This window comes from Wolbachia endosymbiont (group B) of Melanostoma mellinum, from assembly GCF_947251465.1.
Taxonomy (GTDB): Bacteria; Pseudomonadota; Alphaproteobacteria; order Rickettsiales; family Anaplasmataceae; genus Wolbachia.
On sequence record NZ_OX366366.1, the window covers coordinates 1,085,788 to 1,105,900 of the forward strand.

The 20,113-nt window shown below is 34.7% G+C and carries 15 protein-coding genes; 8 read left to right on the forward strand and 7 right to left on the reverse strand.

Going from position 1 to position 20,113, the window contains the following annotated elements:
- Positions 1-2 precede the first annotated feature (2 nt).
- The 4 genes from OPR42_RS05080 to OPR42_RS05095 all read right to left on the reverse strand — a co-directional run bounded on the left by OPR42_RS05080 (position 3) and on the right by OPR42_RS05095 (position 3,597).
- Complete coding sequence (locus OPR42_RS05080) at positions 3-368, reverse strand: hypothetical protein (protein ID WP_010402638.1); 366 nt, start codon at positions 366-368, stop codon at positions 3-5.
- A gap of 104 nt (positions 369-472) precedes the next feature.
- On the reverse strand, positions 473-1,942 hold the full coding sequence (locus tag OPR42_RS05085; RefSeq protein WP_265042043.1) for a DUF350 domain-containing protein: 1,470 nt from the start codon (positions 1,940-1,942) through the stop codon (positions 473-475).
- A 132-nt stretch (positions 1,943-2,074) separates the two neighbouring features.
- Positions 2,075-3,070: an NAD(P)H-dependent flavin oxidoreductase gene (locus tag OPR42_RS05090; RefSeq protein WP_007302056.1), complete on the reverse strand. Its 996-nt coding sequence runs from the start codon at positions 3,068-3,070 to the stop codon at positions 2,075-2,077.
- Positions 3,071-3,075: 5 nt separating this feature from the next.
- Complete coding sequence (locus tag OPR42_RS05095) at positions 3,076-3,597, reverse strand: cytochrome b (protein WP_213863969.1); 522 nt, start codon at positions 3,595-3,597, stop codon at positions 3,076-3,078.
- Positions 3,598-3,862: 265 nt separating this feature from the next.
- Here OPR42_RS05095 and OPR42_RS05100 point away from each other — a divergent pair, with 265 nt between their 5' ends.
- On the forward strand, positions 3,863-5,035 hold the full coding sequence (locus OPR42_RS05100) for an NADH-quinone oxidoreductase subunit D (protein ID WP_265042044.1): 1,173 nt from the start codon (positions 3,863-3,865) through the stop codon (positions 5,033-5,035).
- A gap of 18 nt (positions 5,036-5,053) precedes the next feature.
- Here the strand turns inward: OPR42_RS05100 and recJ are convergent, their stop codons facing one another.
- On the reverse strand, positions 5,054-6,793 hold the full coding sequence (recJ, locus tag OPR42_RS05105; protein WP_265042045.1) for a single-stranded-DNA-specific exonuclease RecJ: 1,740 nt from the start codon (positions 6,791-6,793) through the stop codon (positions 5,054-5,056).
- 666 nt (positions 6,794-7,459) lie between these two features.
- Here recJ and miaB point away from each other — a divergent pair.
- From miaB to OPR42_RS05120, 3 genes are all read left to right on the forward strand, one after another.
- Positions 7,460-8,782, forward strand: coding sequence for a tRNA (N6-isopentenyl adenosine(37)-C2)-methylthiotransferase MiaB (gene miaB, locus OPR42_RS05110; RefSeq protein WP_265042046.1), 1,323 nt, complete (start codon positions 7,460-7,462; stop codon positions 8,780-8,782).
- A gap of 436 nt (positions 8,783-9,218) precedes the next feature.
- On the forward strand, positions 9,219-12,389 hold the full coding sequence (gene ileS, locus OPR42_RS05115) for an isoleucine--tRNA ligase (protein WP_265042047.1): 3,171 nt from the start codon (positions 9,219-9,221) through the stop codon (positions 12,387-12,389).
- A gap of 44 nt (positions 12,390-12,433) precedes the next feature.
- On the forward strand, positions 12,434-15,196 hold the full coding sequence (locus tag OPR42_RS05120) for a hypothetical protein (protein WP_265042048.1): 2,763 nt from the start codon (positions 12,434-12,436) through the stop codon (positions 15,194-15,196).
- Here the strand turns inward: OPR42_RS05120 and pheT are convergent.
- Together pheT and OPR42_RS05130 are read right to left on the reverse strand one after the other, a co-directional pair.
- Positions 15,193-17,532, reverse strand: coding sequence for a phenylalanine--tRNA ligase subunit beta (gene pheT / locus OPR42_RS05125; RefSeq protein ID WP_265042049.1), 2,340 nt, complete (start codon positions 17,530-17,532; stop codon positions 15,193-15,195). The genes OPR42_RS05120 and pheT overlap by 4 nt on opposite strands.
- Positions 17,533-17,642: 110 nt before the next feature.
- On the reverse strand, positions 17,643-17,912 hold the full coding sequence (locus OPR42_RS05130) for a hypothetical protein (protein ID WP_010402566.1): 270 nt from the start codon (positions 17,910-17,912) through the stop codon (positions 17,643-17,645).
- 216 nt (positions 17,913-18,128) lie between these two features.
- Here OPR42_RS05130 and OPR42_RS05135 point away from each other — a divergent pair, with 216 nt between their 5' ends.
- From OPR42_RS05135 to OPR42_RS05150, 4 genes are read left to right on the forward strand one after another with little or no spacing between them, the layout of a single operon-like run.
- On the forward strand, positions 18,129-18,854 hold the full coding sequence (locus tag OPR42_RS05135) for a F0F1 ATP synthase subunit A (protein ID WP_007302047.1): 726 nt from the start codon (positions 18,129-18,131) through the stop codon (positions 18,852-18,854).
- Between the two features lie 59 nt (positions 18,855-18,913).
- Entirely contained in the window at positions 18,914-19,141 is a 228-nt protein-coding gene (locus OPR42_RS05140; protein ID WP_006014985.1) for a F0F1 ATP synthase subunit C, read from the forward strand.
- A gap of 3 nt (positions 19,142-19,144) precedes the next feature.
- Positions 19,145-19,624, forward strand: coding sequence for a F0F1 ATP synthase subunit B family protein (locus tag OPR42_RS05145; protein WP_007302046.1), 480 nt, complete (start codon positions 19,145-19,147; stop codon positions 19,622-19,624).
- Between the two features lie 7 nt (positions 19,625-19,631).
- Positions 19,632-20,108 carry a F0F1 ATP synthase subunit B family protein gene (locus OPR42_RS05150; protein WP_052264897.1) on the forward strand — a complete coding sequence of 159 codons (477 nt, stop codon included), beginning with the start codon at positions 19,632-19,634 and terminating at the stop codon, positions 20,106-20,108.
- The last annotated feature ends 5 nt before the right edge of the window (positions 20,109-20,113 follow it).

Consider the following 20,113-nt stretch of genomic DNA (forward strand, 5'->3'; position numbering starts at 1 on the left):
TCTTAATTTTTATCTTTTTTTTCGCTGTCGGGCTGTAATTTTATATCTTTTGCAAAGTTGAATTTTTCTTTCAAGTAATCTGTTGCTTTTTCTGTACTCCCAAACATCATGATCAGTACACCAAACAGTATCATGAAGAAAATTAGACCTCTGAACACTACTGCAAGTATCACTGTAGCTATACATAACCCTATAATTGTCGAAGGATTCATATTTTCCATAGTATCTTTAACTGAAAATGAAGAAATAAGTTCTTTCAACGTTCCTGGTATATTTTTCAATTCATCACTTGCTTTGCTAGAACATGACATGAAGATAAAACTTAACAGGGCTACAATAGCAAAAACTCTACCCAATTGAATACGCATCAGCTAAATACCTTTAAGATACTCCTTAACTGTAACAATTTTTACATCAATAGGCAAGAACCGAATTCACTTGCTCACCATAAGTAACTCATATTTAACTTTTATCACTGTGTTAGCCCTTTATTATCAACAAGAGGACTCACACTAATGGATATCAATTTACTTGACAGAATATTTGAACACAATTCAGCAGCAGCAGCTGTAGCAAACACTGCAGCCACCACAAACAGTCCTGCTCCTACTAATCCTGATGTCATTGCTCCTGCAACAATGCACCCTATTGCTAAGAGAGCAGAACTTGTTACAAGTGCGACGTGAAGATTTTTGTTTTTGATTTTACTATTATTTTCATAATTATTGGATTGCATTGTATCTTTTACCTTACTGCCTGTCACTGCGATCACACAATGAGGCCCTTCTTCAGTCTTCTTATAATGTTTAGAAGGGGATCTTCTTCCGCTTGGGCCTTTGGGCCTTGTTTTGTTCGGATGTGCTAATTTTGTTTTTCCTTCATCTTCTAGTTGCAAACTATTATCTTCCTCAGCAGGGTTTAATTTTAAGTGTACACTTTCCTCAGATGAAATGCTTGTTACTGAAGTTAAGCTGTTCCTTCTGCTACTTGATGCCAAGCTAGATGAATTTATTCGACTATCTAAATCACTACTACTACTGAGTTTAGAAGTATTTGCACCACTTGGCACTTCTACAGCATTCACAGTTATATTAGGCTTTTCATTTTTTAAATCTTTACTATCAATCGAAAGATCAGATTGACTATTCAATTGTGATTGTGTGATCTTCTTTCTTGCTTGCGATTGTTTTGATGTAAGAATTGTTGAAGCATCATAACTATCTAAACTTCTCAAGGAATTATATGTTCCAGAGATTCCTATTCCACTTACACCCTTGCCTGCAGAATCCTCTTCCTGAGGAGTCATGTCCGAACTTGTAGAATTTGGAACTTCAGCAGGAAAACTTTTTTTCTTAAATAATCCCATAGCATTATCTTGCCTATCTGTTTGATTGTTTTTACGACTTTTTTGATTTTGAATAGTGCTACTAGAATGATTTTTGTCACTACTTTTATTAGTAATCCCTGTAATCTCTAAAATTATTCCTAATATTTTTCCTCTTCTTGTTGGTGATCTTTGTGATGATTTTTCTTCATTGTTAAGTACTGAAGGTTTCATTAATTCCTCTGACTCTATCACTTCTTTTTCCAATGCTGGAAGAAATTTCTCGGTGTAATAATTATAATATTTTTCTTGCTCTCTCAGTAATTTTTCTAATTTAATTAATATGTTCGGATCAGCTCCTTTGTTGAACAACTCTATGCATTTTGCGATAGTTCCATCTCCCTTTTTTAGATTTTCATGATTATGTCTTTTTTTTGTGACCTTTTTGTGTATAATTTCGTGCAACTCTTTCGTTTTTGATGCTGAAGAATTCCCTGTTTTCTCCTTTCTCTTATCTGAGATTTGTGAACTTCTGATAGGATCGCTAGTAGATGAGTAAGTATTGTTTCCTACTGCGCTATCAAATAGCACTCTTTTCTCATATGATGAATCAAACATAACATTCCTCTCATATAAATAAAATGTATGAATACCTCTTTAGCGTTAATTTTACATTAAAACTGGGCAGTTATGCCTTATTGCGGATAATTATAGCAATTTGCTAACTATTTTCTTTGCTGATTACTGATTTTACATTTCAACATAATTGCTTGCCTGTTGAACTAACATATCTATCACTTCTTTTACAGGCTTTTCTCTATCAACCATGCCAACACTTTGACCGGCCATTAAAGATCCTGTTTCAACATCTCCATCAATTACTGCCCTTCTTAAGGCTCCAGCCCAGAACTTTTCTATTTCAAGCTGCCCATTTTCTTTTGAGATTTCTCCATTTTGATATTTATCAATAATGTCTCTTTGATGCTCCATAAAATCGTCACTTGCTTTGTTAACTATAGCCCTTACTGGAATTACAGGGAAATCAGCACTAATCTGCACAGAAGATACAGCATTACGCGCAGCTGATTTGATGAATACTTCTTTAAAATTTTTGTGAGCGATTGACTCATTCGTGCAGACAAATAATGTACCTATTTGACAGCCACTTGCTCCCATTTCTAGGTAGTTCACTATCATTTCGCCTCTTCCTATTCCACCTGCAACAAACACCGGTGTTTTCTCATTTTTAAAATGAGGTAATATCTCTTGTGCGAGAACAGAAGTGCTAACAGGACCGATATGTCCTCCTGCTTCCATACCTTCTATTATTAACGCATCTACTCCCATTTTTACTAACCTTTTCGCGAGGCTTAATGCTGGTGCAAAACACATAACTTCAATGCCCGCACTCTTGATTTTTTCTATATTAGGCTTCGTTGGTAGTCCACCGGCAAGCACTATATGGCTTACTTTCGTTTCAATGCACACATCTATCAACTCACTCAACTTTGGGTGCATAGTAATTAGATTTACACCAAATGGTTTGTTAGTTAATTTCTGTGTCTCTATGATTTCTTTTTTCAGTAAGTCTGGAAACATTGCACCGCAAGCAATCACGCCAAATCCACCAGCATTTGAGATTGCTGAAACCAAATTTCTCTCTGAAACCCAGCTCATAGCACCACCCATTATGGCAAACTCACTACCGAGAAAATTTGTTCCTTTTTTCCAGAGGCTACTTAACATATAACCTATATCATACGTTTAAAAATGTTTTGTTTATCTATAAATGTGTGTTTTAAAGCACCAATTATATGCAAGGCTATAAAGAGTATCATAAAATATGCAAGTATCGAGTGTAACTGATTAGCTGCACTAGCTAGATCTTCATTATGGTTAATTAATAAAGGGATATGGAAAAAATATTTGATCTCTTTGCTAGAAGCAGAAGACATGACATAACCAGATAGTGGCATTAGCACCATCAAAGCATATAAACCAAAGTGTATCGTTTTGCTCGCATTGATTACAAATCGAGAAAAATTGGCTGGTAATGGCGGAACATAAGTAAAGACGCGAAAAAATATACGTACTATAATTAATCCAAGAACGGTGATACCACAAGCCTTATGAACAGCGTATATGCTGAATTTAATTTCACTGCTAATCGGCAAACTTTTCATGTACAGCCCAGAACAAAGCATGCCAATAATAAAAGCAGACATTAACCAATGAATGATCCTTAAACCTAAACTATATTTATTGTCTTTCATTAATTTTGATTACTCTAAAGTAGAATTTATATAGTAGAAAAACTATTTCTCAATCAAAATTATCTATACATAATTTCGCTGCCTTGATCAACATAAGTGCAATAATTGTATGTGACACATAAACATTGTCTATCAGATTATGAAGAAGTGGTGAAGTTTTTGAGAGTTTTTCTATTGTAACGATGAGTTATAGCTTGTACAAGAAGCCTATTGACTTTAAGCACATTTTACCCTATACAATTCCAATACCTTAAGCTACCAAAGCATGCCTGATCTAAAGACAATGATGCTAAATTTTGGCCCTCAGCACCCAGCTGCACACGGGGTGTTACGTCTTGTTTTAGAGATGGATGGTGAAGTGATCGAGAGGGCAGATCCCCATATTGGGCTTTTGCACCGTGGCACTGAGAAGTTAATAGAACATAAAACGTATCTTCAAGCTCTGCCTTATTTTGACCGCCTTGATTATGTGTCACCAATGTCACAAGAGCATGCATATTCGTTATGTGTAGAGAAATTATTGCAGTGCGAAGTTCCGATTAGGGCAAAATATTTGCGTGTTCTATTTTGTGAGCTGACAAGAATACTAAATCATTTACTAAATATCTCTTCCCAAGCACTTGATGTTGGGGCGATGACTCCTCTTTTATGGCTCTTTGAAGAGAGAGAAAAAATACTCGAGTTCTATGAAAGGGCCTCAGGTGCAAGATTTCACGCAGCTTATATAAGGCCAGGTGGACTTGCAGAAGATATCCCAGAAGGTTTGATTGAAGATATTGCAAAATTTATAGAGCAATTTCCAAAGTATATAGATGATGTTGATGAACTTTTAACGGAAAATAGGATATGGAAGCAACGCACTGTAGGAATTAGTGAAATATCAATAAAACAGGCGCTTGATTGGGGCTTTAGTGGACCAATGCTCCGTGCTGCTGGGCTTGCTTGGGATCTGCGAAAAAGCCAGCCATATGAGATATATGACCAATTAGATTTCGATATACCAATTGGCCAAAATGGTGACTGTTATGACCGTTATTTAGTAAGAATGGCGGAGATCAGACAATCTATCAGCTTGGTGAAGCAATGCATAGAGAAGATGCCTGAAGGGTCAATAAAAACTGAAGATAGAAAAATTTCTCCACCGCCAAGAGCAGAAATGAAAGAATCTATGGAGGCTATGATTCATCATTTTAAGCTTTATTCAGAAGGATATCATGTGCCAGAAGGTGAGGCATATGTGGCTGTTGAAGCGCCAAAAGGTGAGTTTGGAGTATATATAGTTTCAGATGGTACCAATAGACCTTATAGATGTCGAATAAGAGCACCTGGCTTTGCGCATTTACAGGCCTTAGATTTCATGGCAAAAGGACACATGCTTGCTGACATTGCAGCAATTATCGGTTCACTCGACATAGTCTTTGGTGAGATTGATAGGTAATTATTTTAAAATAGTAACTTAACTAATGGTTAAGACATCTTCTATCATAAATTGTATAAATTCATTGCCATTCCAGTAATTCATAGAGATTTTACCCAAAATGGCTTTAACATTACCCTGCATAATAGCAGAGCCGAGCTCAGTATTTGCACAGCGAAACGCAATAGCTTTGACCATAACATTATCGTCAGCAATAAAACATTTTATATGGTCAACTCCTATAACTTCCGGCTTTCTTATCTTTGCCCCTTGAATGATGAATCTTGGTTCAGGATTGCCAGCTCCAAATGGCTCTAAGCGCTGCAGTTGATTCCAAAGGGATAAGTTTATTGCTTTAGCTGTTACTATACCATCAGCTTTTATAGTTTTATCGTTTGTGGAGTTTGCAAATCTTTCAGTAAAAAAATCATGTAGATCACTTATTTTATCTTCTTCAATCGAAAATCCTGCTGCCATACTGTGACCACCACCTTCAATGATTAGGTTGGTAAATTTTGCAGAAAGAACCGCAGCACCAATATCTACTCCAGAAATTGACCTACAGCTTGCTTTTCCTATTCCATTGTTTAAAGATATCACTATCGTTGGTAAGTGAAACTGCTCTTTTAGTTTTGATGCAATGATACCAATTATTCCCTGGTGCCAATTACCACTTACCATTATAAAATTTACACCTAAGTGGGCAAAATTTTCCGCTTGTGTTGTGGCTTCCAAAATAGCCTCATTTTCTAGCATTTTTCTTGCATTATTCAAATCTATTAGTTTTAGCGCGATTGAATGTGCATCATCATCATCATCGGTGGAAAGCAACCTTGCACCGAGCGATGCTTCTCCAATTCTTCCTCCGGCATTTATACATGGCCCAATACTAAACCCTAATCGTGAAACACTTGGTTTTTCAAGGATTCCCAAAGCGTCAAACAAAACACGTAAGCCAACATTTTTTCTTGCTGACATAACTTTTAATCCTTGTAAAACAAAAGCCCTATTTAGGCCTGTAATCTGCATAACATCGCAAACAGTTCCAAGAGCAACCAAATCCAGTAGATCAAATAAATCTGGTTCTTTTTTGTTGGTAAAAAATCCTTGCTCACGTAGGATTCTGTTAAGAGCAACAATTAGCAGAAATGACACTCCAACTGCTGCTAAGTTATTATAAGGAGAGCTCTCATCAAGGCGGTTGGGATTAACAACTGCTACAGCACTTGGTAATTTTTCTGTTCCAAGGTGATGGTCGACAACTATAATATCAAGTCCAAAGACTTTTGCATCTTCTATTGGTTGATATGCAAGCGTACCGCAATCAACAGAAATACATAAATCAATACCATTCTTTTTAAGTTGTAATAAAGCATCTGTGTTCAATCCATAGCCCTCATCAACACGATCTGGAATATAGATTATAGAGCGTGTTCCAATCGCTCTTAGGTACCTATTAATCAATGCTGATGACGTTGCACCATCAACATCGTAATCACCAAATATTGCAATATTCTCATTATTGTTTATTGCTTTTATTATGTGAGAAACAGCTTTATCCATATCAAGGAGGTGAAAGGGATCTGGTAATAGCGATCTGATTAGTGGGTGTAAGAAGTCATGTGCATTTTCTATGTTAACACCACGAGCAACTAATATTCTTGCTAATATTTCTGGCAACTCAAATCTCTGTATAAGAGTAAAAATCTCCCTTTGATCTGCTTCTTGTAACTTCCACAGTGCATTTGTTATGCTGCGTTTTTCAATATCAAGTAGCATATTTTTTGTAAATAAAACTACTTTACCAGAACTTTTACGCTTGTTCTATAATTGTGTTAGACTTCTGTATAACCTAAAGAAAGATATAGGAGAGTGTCACTCGAAAGGAATCACATTTATTTTGACAAAGAGCATCTGTAAAATCTGATACTTCTTCTTGCATAACATGCTCTTTAATTAGTATTATATCTATATTAGCATATAAGTGTGAATATTATATTAGTGTAATTACTTTTTGGTATACATAACAAATTTATGCCTGGAAACAGTTTTTGGTTACTCAAACCTTTTCTACCTTTATTTCATATTCTTTAAAGTATTTTTTGCACTTTCTTTATAAAAACCATAGGTACCAATCGGTTTTTAGCTTAAGAATAAAGGTTAAGTATCTGGAATTCTGGACATAAAATCCTCCTGAAAGATTAGAAAGAAAATGCAGCGCACATACAACAGAATTTGAACACGTGCTGAAGAAGATACACTACGTTTTTTTTTGAAAAATTGACTGAAAAGTCTGCAGACGAAGATAGATTTTTGAGCTCTTAAAATACCTCTACTGTTAGAGTAAGGAAAGCGAGAAGGTTTGTCAAGCAATCTTTATTGGCTGTTGTACTAGAATTCAGTTTTTCGTATAATTTGCTAGAATTTGTGTGAAGAATTTTAAATATGAAAGGCCTATATATTAAAACTTACGGCTGTCAGATGAACGTTTATGACTCCATTTTAATGGAGAATATAGTTAAGCCTTTAGGGTTCAACGTTGTTAGTGATGCAGAACAAGCTGATTTGGTGATATTAAATACTTGTCATATTAGAGAAAAGGCAGCAGAAAAGCTTTACTCAGAGCTTGGAAGAATCCATTCATCACAAAAAAATAAGGAAATGACCATAGTGGTGGCTGGATGTGTAGCGCAAGCAGAGGGAGAAGAAGTGTTCAGAAGGGCTCCTTTTGTTGATATTGTTGTTGGTCCGCAGAGTATTTCTGCTTTACCGGAGTTAATAGTCAAAGCAAGCAGAAGTAAAGGTCATGTAATAAATACTGATTTTCCAGAAGTTGCGAAGTTTGATAAATTGCCAGATGAATGCTATGGCAATAGCCAGGGGTCTTCTGCGTTTCTTGCCATACAAGAAGGTTGTGATAAATTTTGTACGTTTTGTGTGGTACCATATACACGCGGGGCTGAGTATTCACGACCAGTAAATGAAATATTCCGTGAAACATTGAAGTTAGTTGTAAATGGGGCAAGGGAAATCAATTTGCTCGGTCAAAATGTTAATGCTTATCATGGAGAGTGCGAAGGAGAGGTGTGGGATTTAGGAAAATTAATTAGTCACATTGCTAAAATTGAAAAGCTAGAAAGAATCCGCTACACAACTTCTCATCCAAGAGATATGCACGAATCTCTCTACTTGGTACATGCGGAGGAATCAAAACTCATGCCGTTTGTTCACCTACCTGTGCAGTCAGGTTCGAATAAAATATTGCATGCAATGAATAGAAAACACACGGCAGAGGAATATTTGGGAATAATAGACAGATTGCGCAAATTGAAACCTGAAATTGAATTTTCTTCTGATTTTATCGTTGGCTTTCCTGGAGAAACTGAAAAAGATTTTGAAAAAACTATGAAATTAGTAGAAAAAATAAAATATGCTCAGGCTTATAGTTTTAAATATAGCCCAAGGCCAGGAACGCCAGGGGCGGAAAGAAAAGATCAAGTACCAGAAGAGGTTAAAACAGAGCGCCTTCTTCGTTTACAGAAATTAATTAGTGAACAACAACTTGAATTTAACCAGAGTATGATAGGCAAAACTGTATCTGTTCTATTTAGTGATAAAAAAGGTAAACACCAAAATCAAATTATTGGTAAAAGCCCATACATGCAATCAGTATGCGTTGATGATCCTGACGATAAATACAAAGATAAAATAGTAAATGTAAGGATATTGGAAGCTCGGCAAAATAGTTTGTTGGGATGCGCTGCCTAATTAGAGAAAAGTGCTCCCATGGTCTCATGTAGAAGCACTTTGTGTGTTTTTATAAGTTTATAAGCTATCTAGATTTAATCCTTAAGGGACTACAACTCTCTGTTACGCAATCATATGAGACTTGATATAATAGATTTGCGGGATTTTTTTTCTTTTCCCACTGATAGTGTACTTTTTCAACCTTTCCAGAATTATTATATTCATAAGAAAGCGATCTCCAAATAACGCTGCTTTTACTATTATTTTTGTTAGCATCGTGAAATTTCTGATAAGGCCAACTGTTATTGTCTTTATTCATCTTTAACTTAAGTAAATAAGTCTGATTTATTAATATGCTGTATAATAATGTCAACACCTATCAATGTTTATAGAAACAGAGTTTTTGGATTTGTAATTTTCCAGAAAGCTCTATATTCTTTGATTTTATCCAGTTAAAATGAATATGAAGTATTATCCTGATACAAGCAGCAGTCCTGATTTTTCATTGCTAGAAAAGGAAATCATAAAATTTTGGCAGGAAAATAAAATTTTTGAGCAGTCAGTCGAGAAACGTTCCAAGGATCATTGTTTTGTATTTTATGATGGGCCTCCGTTTGCAAATGGACTTCCGCATTACGGACACTTGCTTACTGGTTTTATAAAAGATGCATTTGCAAGATATCAAACTATGCTGCAAAAAAGGGTTGAACGCAGATTTGGTTGGGATTGCCATGGGCTACCGGCTGAGATGGGCGCGGAAAAGGAACTTAGAATATCTGGTAGAACTGAGATAGAGAAATTTGGCATTGAAAAATTCAATAATCATTGCCGTACTTCTGTGATGAAATTTTCATCAGAATGGGAGAAGTATGTAAATAGACAAGCAAGATGGGTAGATTTTCACAATGACTATAAGACTATGGATAAGTCATTCATGGAGTCGGTCATGTGGGCATTTAAGCAGCTTTATGATAAAGGTCTGGTGTATGAATCAATACGCGTTGTTCCCTATAGCTGGGCGTGCGAAACTCCACTCTCTAATTTTGAAACAAGGCTTGATAATGCATATAGAGAAAAAATTAGCAAAGCTGTAACTGTTGCTTTTGAACTTTTAGAAAATCCAAAGCAATTTAAACAAAAATGTAGATTACTTGCTTGGACTACAACGCCTTGGACGTTGCCGAGCAATCTTGCACTGGCAGTAGGGGAGGATATTGAGTATTGTATGGTGTTAGTAAATGGTGAAGTCTGCATCTTTGCTGAAAGTTATTTAGAGAAATTTGTCAGCCACTGTGAACAAAGCAATATTCAATATGAAAACTGTAATACAAAACTTAAAGCGAGTGATCTTGCAGGTCTTTCCTATAAACCACTGTTTGATTACTTTAAAGATACAAAGAATGCGTTCCGTGTTTTCATTGCTGATTATGTTACAGGAGAAGATGGTACTGGTGTTGTGCACACTGCTCCTGGATTTGGTGAAGAAGATTTTTACCTTTGCCAAAGCCATGATATTCGAGCTGTTTGTCCAGTTGATAACGCTGGAAAATTTACTACTGAAGTTTCAGATTTGGCAGGAGTTCATGTTTTTGATGCCAATGATACAGTAATCAAGAAATTAAAAAGGCAGGGGAGCTGGTTTAAAACTGAGCAATATATTCACAATTATCCACACTGCTGGAGAACTGACACTCCTTTAATCTACCGCACTATGCCTTCTTGGTATGTTGCTGTGACAAAGTTTAAGGGAAGAATGACAGAGCTAAATAAGAGGGTTAATTGGATGCCAAATCATATAAGAGATGGTCAATTTGGAAAATGGCTTGAAGGAGCGCACGACTGGTCTATTTCACGCAATCGATTCTGGGGTACTCCAATTCCTGTGTGGAAATCAGACGATGCAAAATATCCAAGAGTGGATGTGTATGGCTCAATAGCAGAACTAGAGCGAGACTTTAATGTTAAGATAGATGACTTGCACAGACCGTTTATCGATACTTTGACGAGACCAAATCCTGATGATCCAACAGGAAAATCAGTTATGCGTCGTGTGCCTGATGTGTTTGATTGTTGGTTTGAGTCTGGCTCGATGCCGTTCGCGCAAGTTCACTATCCATTTGAAAATAAAGAATGGTTCGAGAAAAATTTCCCTGCGGATTTTATCACTGAATATATAGCACAAACAAGAGGATGGTTCTATACGCTTTTTGTGCTTTCCACTGCTTTATTTGACAGTGAGCCATTTAAGAACTGCATATGCCACGGTGTGGTTCTTGATGTGAAAGGGCAGAAATTATCCAAACGTCTGAATAATTATGCGGACCCAATGGAAGTGTTTGACAAATATGGTTCTGATGCGCTGCGTTTTCTTATGCTGTCTGGTTCCATTGTCTGCGGTGGTAATTTACTACTCGACAAAGAAGGAAATTTAGTGCGTGATGTTCTGAAAAACGTAATAAAACCTATTTGGAACAGTTATCACTTTTTTACTATGTATGCAAATGCAGATGGAATTAAAGCTGAGATTTGTAGGGATTATCAGAATACTATTGATTGCTACATGATTTCAAAATGTTTTGAAGCTGTGGAAGGTATGCGAGCTTCTATGAACAACTATAACTCCCAGGAGGCTTGCAAAATCCTGACAGATTTCTTTGAAGTGCTAAATAACTGGTATATTCGTCGCAGTCGTGAGCGTTTTTGGAAAGGTGATTTAGATCAAGACAAAACTGACGCTTATAATGTGCTATACACAGTTTTTTATTACATGCTTCGAGCTGCAGCTCCTTTGTTGCCACTCATAACAGAGACTATATGGCAAGGGCTTAAGTACAAAGAAACATCTGTTCATTTGGCTGATTTTCCACAATTAGATAGATATAATAGTGAACTCATTGCCAAGATGGATTTGGTAAGGGAAATATGTAATGCTGCACTCTCTATTAGAAACATGTTTAACATACGTATAAGGCAGCCACTTGGTAGCATGACTATTTATCATAAGCCTTCCTGCAATTTTCTTGAAGATGAATATCAAGAGATGGTAAGAGATGAGGTGAATGTAAAAGAACTAGAAATAGTAAGTGAATTGAAAGAGGTTGCATCACTAGAGTTAAAATTAAATTTTCCTGTGCTTGGAAGAAAAGTTCCAGACAAAATCAAGAAACTAGTTCAATACGTTAAGGAAGGAAAGTGGAAGCAAGTTGAAAACGAACAGATATTTTTGGGAGATGAAACAGAGAGCTATACTATGGAAAAAGGTGAATATGAACTATTATTAAAAGCAAACAGTGAATATTCTGCTGTGTTTGATAATAACAAAGGAGTTGTTATTCTAAATACTGAATTAAATAATGAACTAATTCTAGAAGGGCTGGCAAGAGATATTGTGAGGCTTATTCAAGAAACTAGAAAACAGGCTGATTTTTATATATCAGATAGAATCAGAGTAATAATCAAAGCAGAAGATGAGAAAATTAAGGAAGCAATAAATACATGGGTTGAATATATAAAAGATCAGACCCTTGCCTTATCTTTGGACACTAATAAAGAGATCGAGGCCGATTTCTATTCTAAGGAATACCAAGGTTTGACAGTTGGTATTAAGTTAATAAAGTTGCAAAGTTAGTAATGTTTATGCTATACTTAAATTGCTTTAAGTAGGGTGGTGATATGAATCAAGTTGTTGCAGATGGTCATAGAGAAGTTATTGATTTAAATAACAATAGTGATGGTTTAGGTAAAGTAGAATCTATTTCCAATGTTGCTTTGGAAGAGGAAGAAGAGTTTTTTGATGCTATGGAAGATGTTTCTAATGTAGAAGAAGGGAATGATTTAGGTCTTGCTAATTCAGAAGAGGAAGAAGAGTTTTTTGATGCTGTAAGTAAGCAGGATTGGTTAATTAAACAAATAGCTGCTTTTAATGTTCCGCTCAGTATATTCCATTATAAGGATTATGACTCTGACTTTTTTACCTCTTGGTATAATATGTCAAGCGAAATATTGAAAGAGATAAACAGAGCTTGCCCAGAGAAGAAAGTATTAAATTTAGCTCTGTCAGTTTTAATGCTCCCTTATATTGCTTTTACTGCACTGGGGTTAGTCATATACAGTAGATTTAAAGCAAATAGCAAGACACAAGAAGGTGTAGTGGAAGATAAGACAAAAAAGAGTGAAACAGGTGTGCCAAAAAGATTGGCATATGGCGCTCTTGCTGCAATGGCAATTTTTGTTAATGTGACTGTGCTTGTAGCCTTAATCGTTCCTGCAACAGTTGCTTTGGCTACTTTTTATCTTTTAAATAGAGAGTTATCTCACTCTTTAGTTACTGCTCTTAAAATAACTATGGGGCAGTATTCTAATAAGCACCAAAATATTGAGATATCTTTTCATAAAACGGAGTTTCCTGAACCAAACATTACATGGGATATGGAAATAAAATTTCCACCGCAATTTAAACAACTGCTTAGAGATTTATGTGAAAATGGAAATGATAAATGGTTTAGTGTGAAGCGGGGTTTAGAGCATAATATCATACTGAAATTATCAGCTAGTATCAATTTAAAAAATGGTCTTAAGCCCTTACATAGTGAAATCAAGAATGTGCTTGCAACTTCGATTCAAGAATGCGCAAGAACTATGGAAGAGCTGATGAAGCTAGAAAAGAAAGAGATTACATATGATAAACTGAAGGAATTGTTGAACGAATTCAGGCTGAAAGTTGTAGATAGTATAGGCCATCAATTGACAACTCATTTGATAGAAAATGCTTATCAAGTTGCCTTCATACAAGCAATTAAGTTTCATCAAAATAGACGGGAAGAAGATTTTTTACTGGAGGATGAGCTAAAAAATACTTTAGTGAAACAGAAATTAGAAAGTCAAGGTAAGGAATTACCAAATGAGAAAGAGATGATAATAAAAGATCTGAGAAAAGCAGGAGCAAAAGTACCAGATATCTTAGAAGATAGTGAGCTTCCTGTATTTAAAGCAGAATGGGAACGGCTTAAAGAAGAAAGGAAAATATCTAAGAGGGCAATTATTGATGTTTATGAGGATATATATCCTCAAGAAACGAAGAAAGCTCTAGATAACACTAAAAGAGAGATTGAGTGTTTAAAAAAAGAAGGACAGGAAAGATATATTAGGATACATGAAAAATTGAAAGCAATATATGATGAAGGAAAAAATAACTTAACAGACAATGATTTAAAAAGGAAATTAGAAGGTCTTTTTAAGTTCGAGTATGGTGATCAAGAAGTTGAGCGAAGGCTAGTAAAATCAGTAATGAGAAAAGCAAAGGGTGAGTTAAGCCTGTTAGGAATACTAAGCTTAATAGACCAGTTTCGAGATTTAGAAGAGGAGATAAAAGGTCCTTTGAATGGGGAAAGTTTAGAAGAAGCTTCAGGTAAAGTGAATGATTTTATAGCAAAGATGTATTTAGAAATAACGAAACGTAAAACGCAAGATTTGTTTAAAAGTCAAGCAAAGGGTATAGAGAATTCATGTAAGCTGTTAGAGGAAAAGGAGCCGGATTTAGTACAGAGGATTAATGTGCACCGAGTGAAAATTGCAGAATGCTTAGATCAACCTATATCGTTAAGAGAAGTAATAGAAGAAAGTGAGGATTTAAATAAGTACTTAGAAGATGAGCGAAAGAGAAAAGGAGAAAAGCATCCAAATACAAAGCTAATACAGAAGCACTTAGAAAATAACAAAGAAATTCTAAAAGCATTAGAACAGTTAAAATTAGAAAAAGAAGGATTATTGATAAATGAAAAAACAAAAAATAATTATAGAGAAGAGCTAGAATCTCGTGAAAAAATAAAATTTGCAATAATAGAGGATGATTTACTGGAGGCGTTCGAGCATGAAATTTTTGATGAAGAAGCAATTAAGAAGTTGCTAGAGAAAGCAGAGCTTGGGTACTATTTGGCAGAAAAGTGCATAAAAAGTCCTGTAATTAAAATGAAAGATAATATCAAACACTTTTGTCAAGATTTATTGTCTCCTCTAGTAGATAGATTAGCAAATCTTATAATAAATAATGTACCAAAAGATAATGAGAGTGGTGTGTGGAGGATTTGGAACTCTCTCAAAGTTGGTTTTAATTATAATGTGATTGGATGGTCAGCTACTGTAAACAAAGATAATAGCACAGAAGGGAAAGCATTGAGTGTGGCACATGATACTCATAAGGAAGTAGAGACATTTCTTCAACATTTTCAATCAAGTTATGAAGAAATTGGAGTGTTTTTAGGTAATTTATTTTCTGATGATGGAACGACATTTAAAAATGATGTCTGGCCTAAAGTAGAAGAGCATTTGCATGGAATGTGGGATAGGTTTTTCAAGGATATTGAATTCAAGATAGGGAATAAATTGGATGAAGTAAACGTGACACATCAAAATCAGGAAACGGTGATTACGGCTTAATAATGAGCTCTCAAAGTTCCTTCAGTATTTTCACACACTAAGTTGACTATCATATTTGATTCTTTTTGGATTTCCTCTTCAGTTAAAGTGTGAGTTGGAGAGCAGAAAGTAACTGAAAATGCTATAGACATCTTATTCGATTCTATATTGTTTCCATGATATACATCAAATATCAAAACTTCTGTGATGAGCTCTGAGCTTTTTTTCACCATATTGATTATACTGCCTGCTGCTACATCTTTATTTACAATAAATGCAAAGTCGCGTTTTACACTTTGATATTTATAATCGATAAATTTTTTTCTACTTATAGGTAAATTTTCGATATTTTCTAATATCAACTCAAAGCCTACAATTTTTTGTTTGATGTTAAAAAAATCCAATATACTCGGATGCAATTCTCCAAAATAACCAACTATTTTACTTCTAAAAGATAAGGAGCCTGATTTTCCTGGGTGATAATATTCTTTTTCTGCTCTCTCTATTGCTAAATTATCACAATTGACATTAAAAAGTTCCAAAGCTGTTATGAGGTCAGCCTTTGCGTCAAAAATATCTATTTTTCTATCAGTGTTATAGTGGTTTTTCGGCGAATTATTTCCTGATCTAATTCCACTTAAAACGTACTTAGACTGAGCCTCACCATTATAAATTGGTCCAATTTCAAAAATTGCGAGATCAGATATCCCGTGAGCAATATTATCTGCAGTGACTTGCAACAAATTTGGTATGACACTTGGCCTCATTATATTGAAGTTATTATTAAATGGATTATCGATAATGAATAACTTATTCAAGTAACCAAACTTTTCAGCTGTTGATTCACTCATAAAAGACCAAGTTATCACTTCATGAAACCCTCTGCTTGCCATTAAAATGCGCAAATCATCTTGTGTCTCTTCTTCTACTGTAACGTCTTCTGCTAGTTGCTCTTCCTTTATTTTATCATAGCCGTATATTCTTACTACCTCTTCAACTAGGTCAGCAGGTATGGTTATGTCTGGTCTCCAGCTTGGTACATGTACGCTCCAATTATTTTCAGTTCTTTTATCAATACTAAACCCTAATTTTGTTAAAATATTGAGTACTTCATCAGGTGATGCAGATACACTTCCAAGTTTGTTTGCATTCTGATAATCAAAATTTATCTTGGTATCAGCCTTGTTCAGATTGCCAGCAGACACTACACTTGACACTTCTCCGCCACATAAATCCAAAATCATTTTGGCTGCAAGATTGAGTCCATCAAGGGTAAATTCAGGGTCAATTGAACGTGCAAATCTGTAACTTGAGTCTGTGGAGATGCCTAGCTGCCTTGAAGATTTAGTGATGGAGATGGGGTCAAACCAAGCAGACTCTAAAAAGATATCAGTAGTTTCAAGTGTACATTCGCTATACTTGCTGCCCATAATTCCAGCAATTCCATGAACATTTTTATCATCAGAAATAACTCTTATTTCTTTATTTAATGAATATTCTTTACCATTTAAACCAATAAATTTTTTTCCATCATTTGCTTTGCATACTATGAGCTCACCTTCTATTTTCTTTGCATCATATGCGTGCATTGGGCGGCCAAAAGATATCATGATGTAATTAGTAATATCAACTATTGCAGAAATGGAGCGCATTCCTATCGATTCCAAATTATCTTTTAACCATTTTGGGCTTTCTTTATTTTTTACATTGGTGATGTATATTCCACTAATAAAGCTCTCCCCGTCAGTAACTTTGACGTTTACTGGTGAATTTATAGAGCAGGCAAGTTGTGGAATGTTTAAAGCCTTTAACGTTCCAATTCCAGTTGCTGCTAAATCTCGAGCTATTCCATATACGCCTAAGCAATCTCCACGGTTTGGGGTGATGTTTATGTCAATTACAGGATCGCAATTGAAAAATTTATCTCCTGTTTTATAATCATCAGAAAGTTCAATTATTCCCTCACTTTCCTCTTGAGTGAGCGCAAGTTCGAAAGCAGAGCAGAGCATCCCTTCACTTAGCACTCCTCGTATTTTTGTAGGCTTAATTGTAAAGTCGCTTTCTGGCAATGTGCTACCAAGAGATGCAAGTACAGTCTTCATGCCTTCTTTAACATTTTTTGCTCCGCAGACTATCTGCAGAACTTTACTTCCATCATTTACTTTACATAATTTTAATTTATCAGCATTTGGATGAGGTGCGATTTCTAATACTTTTGCAACAACAAATCCAGCTAATTTGGTATTATCTACTATATCTTCGACTTCCAATCCTATGTGAGTTAGCTTACCAGTAATTTCTTCTAAATTGGCATTAGTTTCTAAGTACTCTAGTAACCAAGATAATGTGAACTTCATTTATCTAACAAGAAACAAAAATTCATAGTAATGTAAAATGTGATGTTTTTAAAGTTTGTTGTAATAAGTGGCTTCTATATTGCAAGAAACAACAGAGAAGCCTACTCTTTCTACAAAGAAAGAATTTTCTTTATATCACCTTTGCAGTCCATTTCCATGCAGAGTTGAATGTTCATATTGTGATCATCTATATGGAAATTATAAATGTAAGCATCACCAGTGAAATTTCCTATAACATCATGGCTTTCATTTAGCATTTCACCTGCCATGTGGAAAAGACCAGTGTCTGAGTTAGAAGAATAATCTGTAAACTTGATGTACCCGTTACCACATTCCTGTTCTAAATTTAAAGGTGGATTAGTAAAATCTATTTCGTTCATAATTGCCTCATATTAAAACTAAATTATAGTTAAAATAAGATGTTAAGTCAAGAATTTAGAATAAGATTGGTAGCTGACTATAATTTGCATTTTAATTGTATATTTTGTTAATATGTTAATGCTATAATAATACAGAGCTCCTTATCTTAATTCTTGACTTTATTTTATAAAATTTATACTTTATTTACTGCTGCAGTTTAAGTATACAGGGTCAAAATGGCGTTAAATCCGCTAGAACAATTTAAAGTATATACAATAATAGAACTACCAAAATTATTTGGGTATGACATAAACTTTACCAACTCATCTCTTTTTATGATGATCTCGGTGATATTAATGGTACTGTTTTTGCTCCTTGGAATAAGAAAAGGTGCAGTAATACCAGGATATTTGCAAGCTGCAGTTGAATATGTATATGATTTTGTTGTTTCAATAATAGAAAGTAACACTGGAAGCAAAGGTTTGGAGCACATTCCTTTGATATTTACAGTATTTATTTTCATTTTATCGTGTAATTTAGTTGGTGTTCTTCCTTATAGTTTCACAGTTACAAGTCATGTGATAGTTACCTTCGCTTTATCAATGGTGGTTTTTACTTATATAACGATTGTTGGGTTTAAAGAAAGAGGAGTAGAATTTTTACGCATATTGCTACCAAAAGGAACTCCTTCGTGGCTTGCACCTATAATCATCATTATTAAATTATTTGCTTATTTAGTAAGACCGATTAGTTTATCAATAAGGCTTGCAGCAAATATGATTGCGGGTCATACAATCATCAAAGTGATAGCAGGATTCGTCATAAATATGAACATATTTTTTACACCTGCACCTTTTTTGTTTATAATTGCACTAATAGGATTTGAAGTATTTGTTGCAGTTTTGCAAGCTTATATATTTACTATATTAACATGTGTATATTTGTCAGATGCAGTAAAGTAATTGACTTCCTTGCAGAATATTTTACAATTATATTATAAAGAAATAGTTAAAGGTAATATATGGATTTAGTGGCTTTAAAATTTATAGCAATTGGTTTGGCTGTATTTGGAATGCTCGGTGCTGGTTTAGGTATAGCTAATATCTTCTCTGCTATGTTAAATGGGATTGCGAGAAATCCTGAGTCAGAAGGTAAAATGAAAAGTTACGTTTATATTGGTGCTGCCATGGTTGAAATCATGGGGTTGCTTGCGTTTGTACTTGCAATGTTATTAATATTTGCTGCTTAACAGATGCCACAGCTTGATGTTTCAACTTTCTCTTCTCAAATTTTTTGGTTTTTAATTTTTTTCTCTTCACTTTTTTTTGTAGTGAGTTGTTTGTTTTTACCGAAGTTAGATGAAATAATAAGCACTAGAAGTAAAGAAGTGTTAGATTCATTTAATAGTTCTATTCACCTTTTAAGACTTACAGAAGAGCAAATTGCCAAGTATAATGCAGCTTTAAATCAAGCTAGAGTACGGGCAAAAAAAATCATAGATGATGCATTTGCTCAAGTAGAAGAAATGAGAGCGAATGTTAAGGATATATTGGAAGAGGAAGACAAGAAGATGATTAAACTTGTTGAAGAAAAGGTAGTACAATTTAAATCTAAGTATATTAGTGAATTAAAACAAATGGCTACTAGTATTGCTTTGATTTACTATACTAAGTTAACTAATTCTGAGATTGAAGAGGAATTTGTTGCTGACTTGGTGTCAAAAGAATTTTAGGGTTTTTATGTCTACATTACTAGTTATAAGCCTTGCTTTTTTAGTAGGTTTTATCCTCTCATATAAATTGCTAAGGAAGGTAATAAAAAACGCGCTTAACAATAAACGTAACAAAAGCAAGTTTTCAAGTGAAGAAACTGAAAAATTCAGAAAAGATATGTTGGAGTATTACAAAAAATCTTCTGAAAAATACAAAAAATTAGATGCAGAAGTTAACAAAATGATGAATGAAGCACTTGATAAGGCTAATAGTATTATTAAGCATAATAGACAGCAACTCGATCAAACGTTAGATGAAAATGCCCATTCTAATTTGAAGAAAGTTACTGACCAAGTTGAAAAAGCTCTTGGGGATTTACAAGCTAACACAGCGAGTATAGCTGCTGATGCTGTAAAAAAAATAATGCATGAACGTAAAGATGATAAGCGTAGTAGTGAGGTTATATCTTCGTTTTCACGTGACTTGAGCAAAAAGTTGCATTAAGTTTA

Excerpts from the sequence above, each read along its gene's own strand:
- OPR42_RS05145 (WP_007302046.1), top strand. The coding sequence starts at position 19,145 with ATGCCACAGCTTGATGTTTCAACTTTCTCTTCTCAAATTTTTTGGTTT.
- OPR42_RS05120 (WP_265042048.1), top strand. The coding sequence starts at position 12,434 with ATGAATCAAGTTGTTGCAGATGGTCATAGAGAAGTTATTGATTTAAAT.
- ileS (WP_265042047.1), top strand. The coding sequence starts at position 9,219 with ATGAATATGAAGTATTATCCTGATACAAGCAGCAGTCCTGATTTTTCA.
- pheT (WP_265042049.1), bottom strand. The coding sequence starts at position 17,532 with ATGAAGTTCACATTATCTTGGTTACTAGAGTACTTAGAAACTAATGCC.
- OPR42_RS05100 (WP_265042044.1), top strand. The coding sequence starts at position 3,863 with ATGCCTGATCTAAAGACAATGATGCTAAATTTTGGCCCTCAGCACCCA.
- OPR42_RS05095 (WP_213863969.1), bottom strand. The coding sequence starts at position 3,597 with ATGAAAGACAATAAATATAGTTTAGGTTTAAGGATCATTCATTGGTTA.
- recJ (WP_265042045.1), bottom strand. The coding sequence starts at position 6,793 with ATGCTACTTGATATTGAAAAACGCAGCATAACAAATGCACTGTGGAAG.
- OPR42_RS05130 (WP_010402566.1), bottom strand. The coding sequence starts at position 17,912 with ATGAACGAAATAGATTTTACTAATCCACCTTTAAATTTAGAACAGGAA.
- OPR42_RS05135 (WP_007302047.1), top strand. The coding sequence starts at position 18,129 with ATGGCGTTAAATCCGCTAGAACAATTTAAAGTATATACAATAATAGAA.
- OPR42_RS05080 (WP_010402638.1), bottom strand. The coding sequence starts at position 368 with ATGCGTATTCAATTGGGTAGAGTTTTTGCTATTGTAGCCCTGTTAAGT.
- miaB (WP_265042046.1), top strand. The coding sequence starts at position 7,460 with ATGAAAGGCCTATATATTAAAACTTACGGCTGTCAGATGAACGTTTAT.
- OPR42_RS05140 (WP_006014985.1), top strand. The coding sequence starts at position 18,914 with ATGGATTTAGTGGCTTTAAAATTTATAGCAATTGGTTTGGCTGTATTT.
- OPR42_RS05090 (WP_007302056.1), bottom strand. The coding sequence starts at position 3,070 with ATGTTAAGTAGCCTCTGGAAAAAAGGAACAAATTTTCTCGGTAGTGAG.
- OPR42_RS05150 (WP_052264897.1), top strand. The coding sequence starts at position 19,632 with ATGTCTACATTACTAGTTATAAGCCTTGCTTTTTTAGTAGGTTTTATC.
- OPR42_RS05085 (WP_265042043.1), bottom strand. The coding sequence starts at position 1,942 with ATGTTTGATTCATCATATGAGAAAAGAGTGCTATTTGATAGCGCAGTA.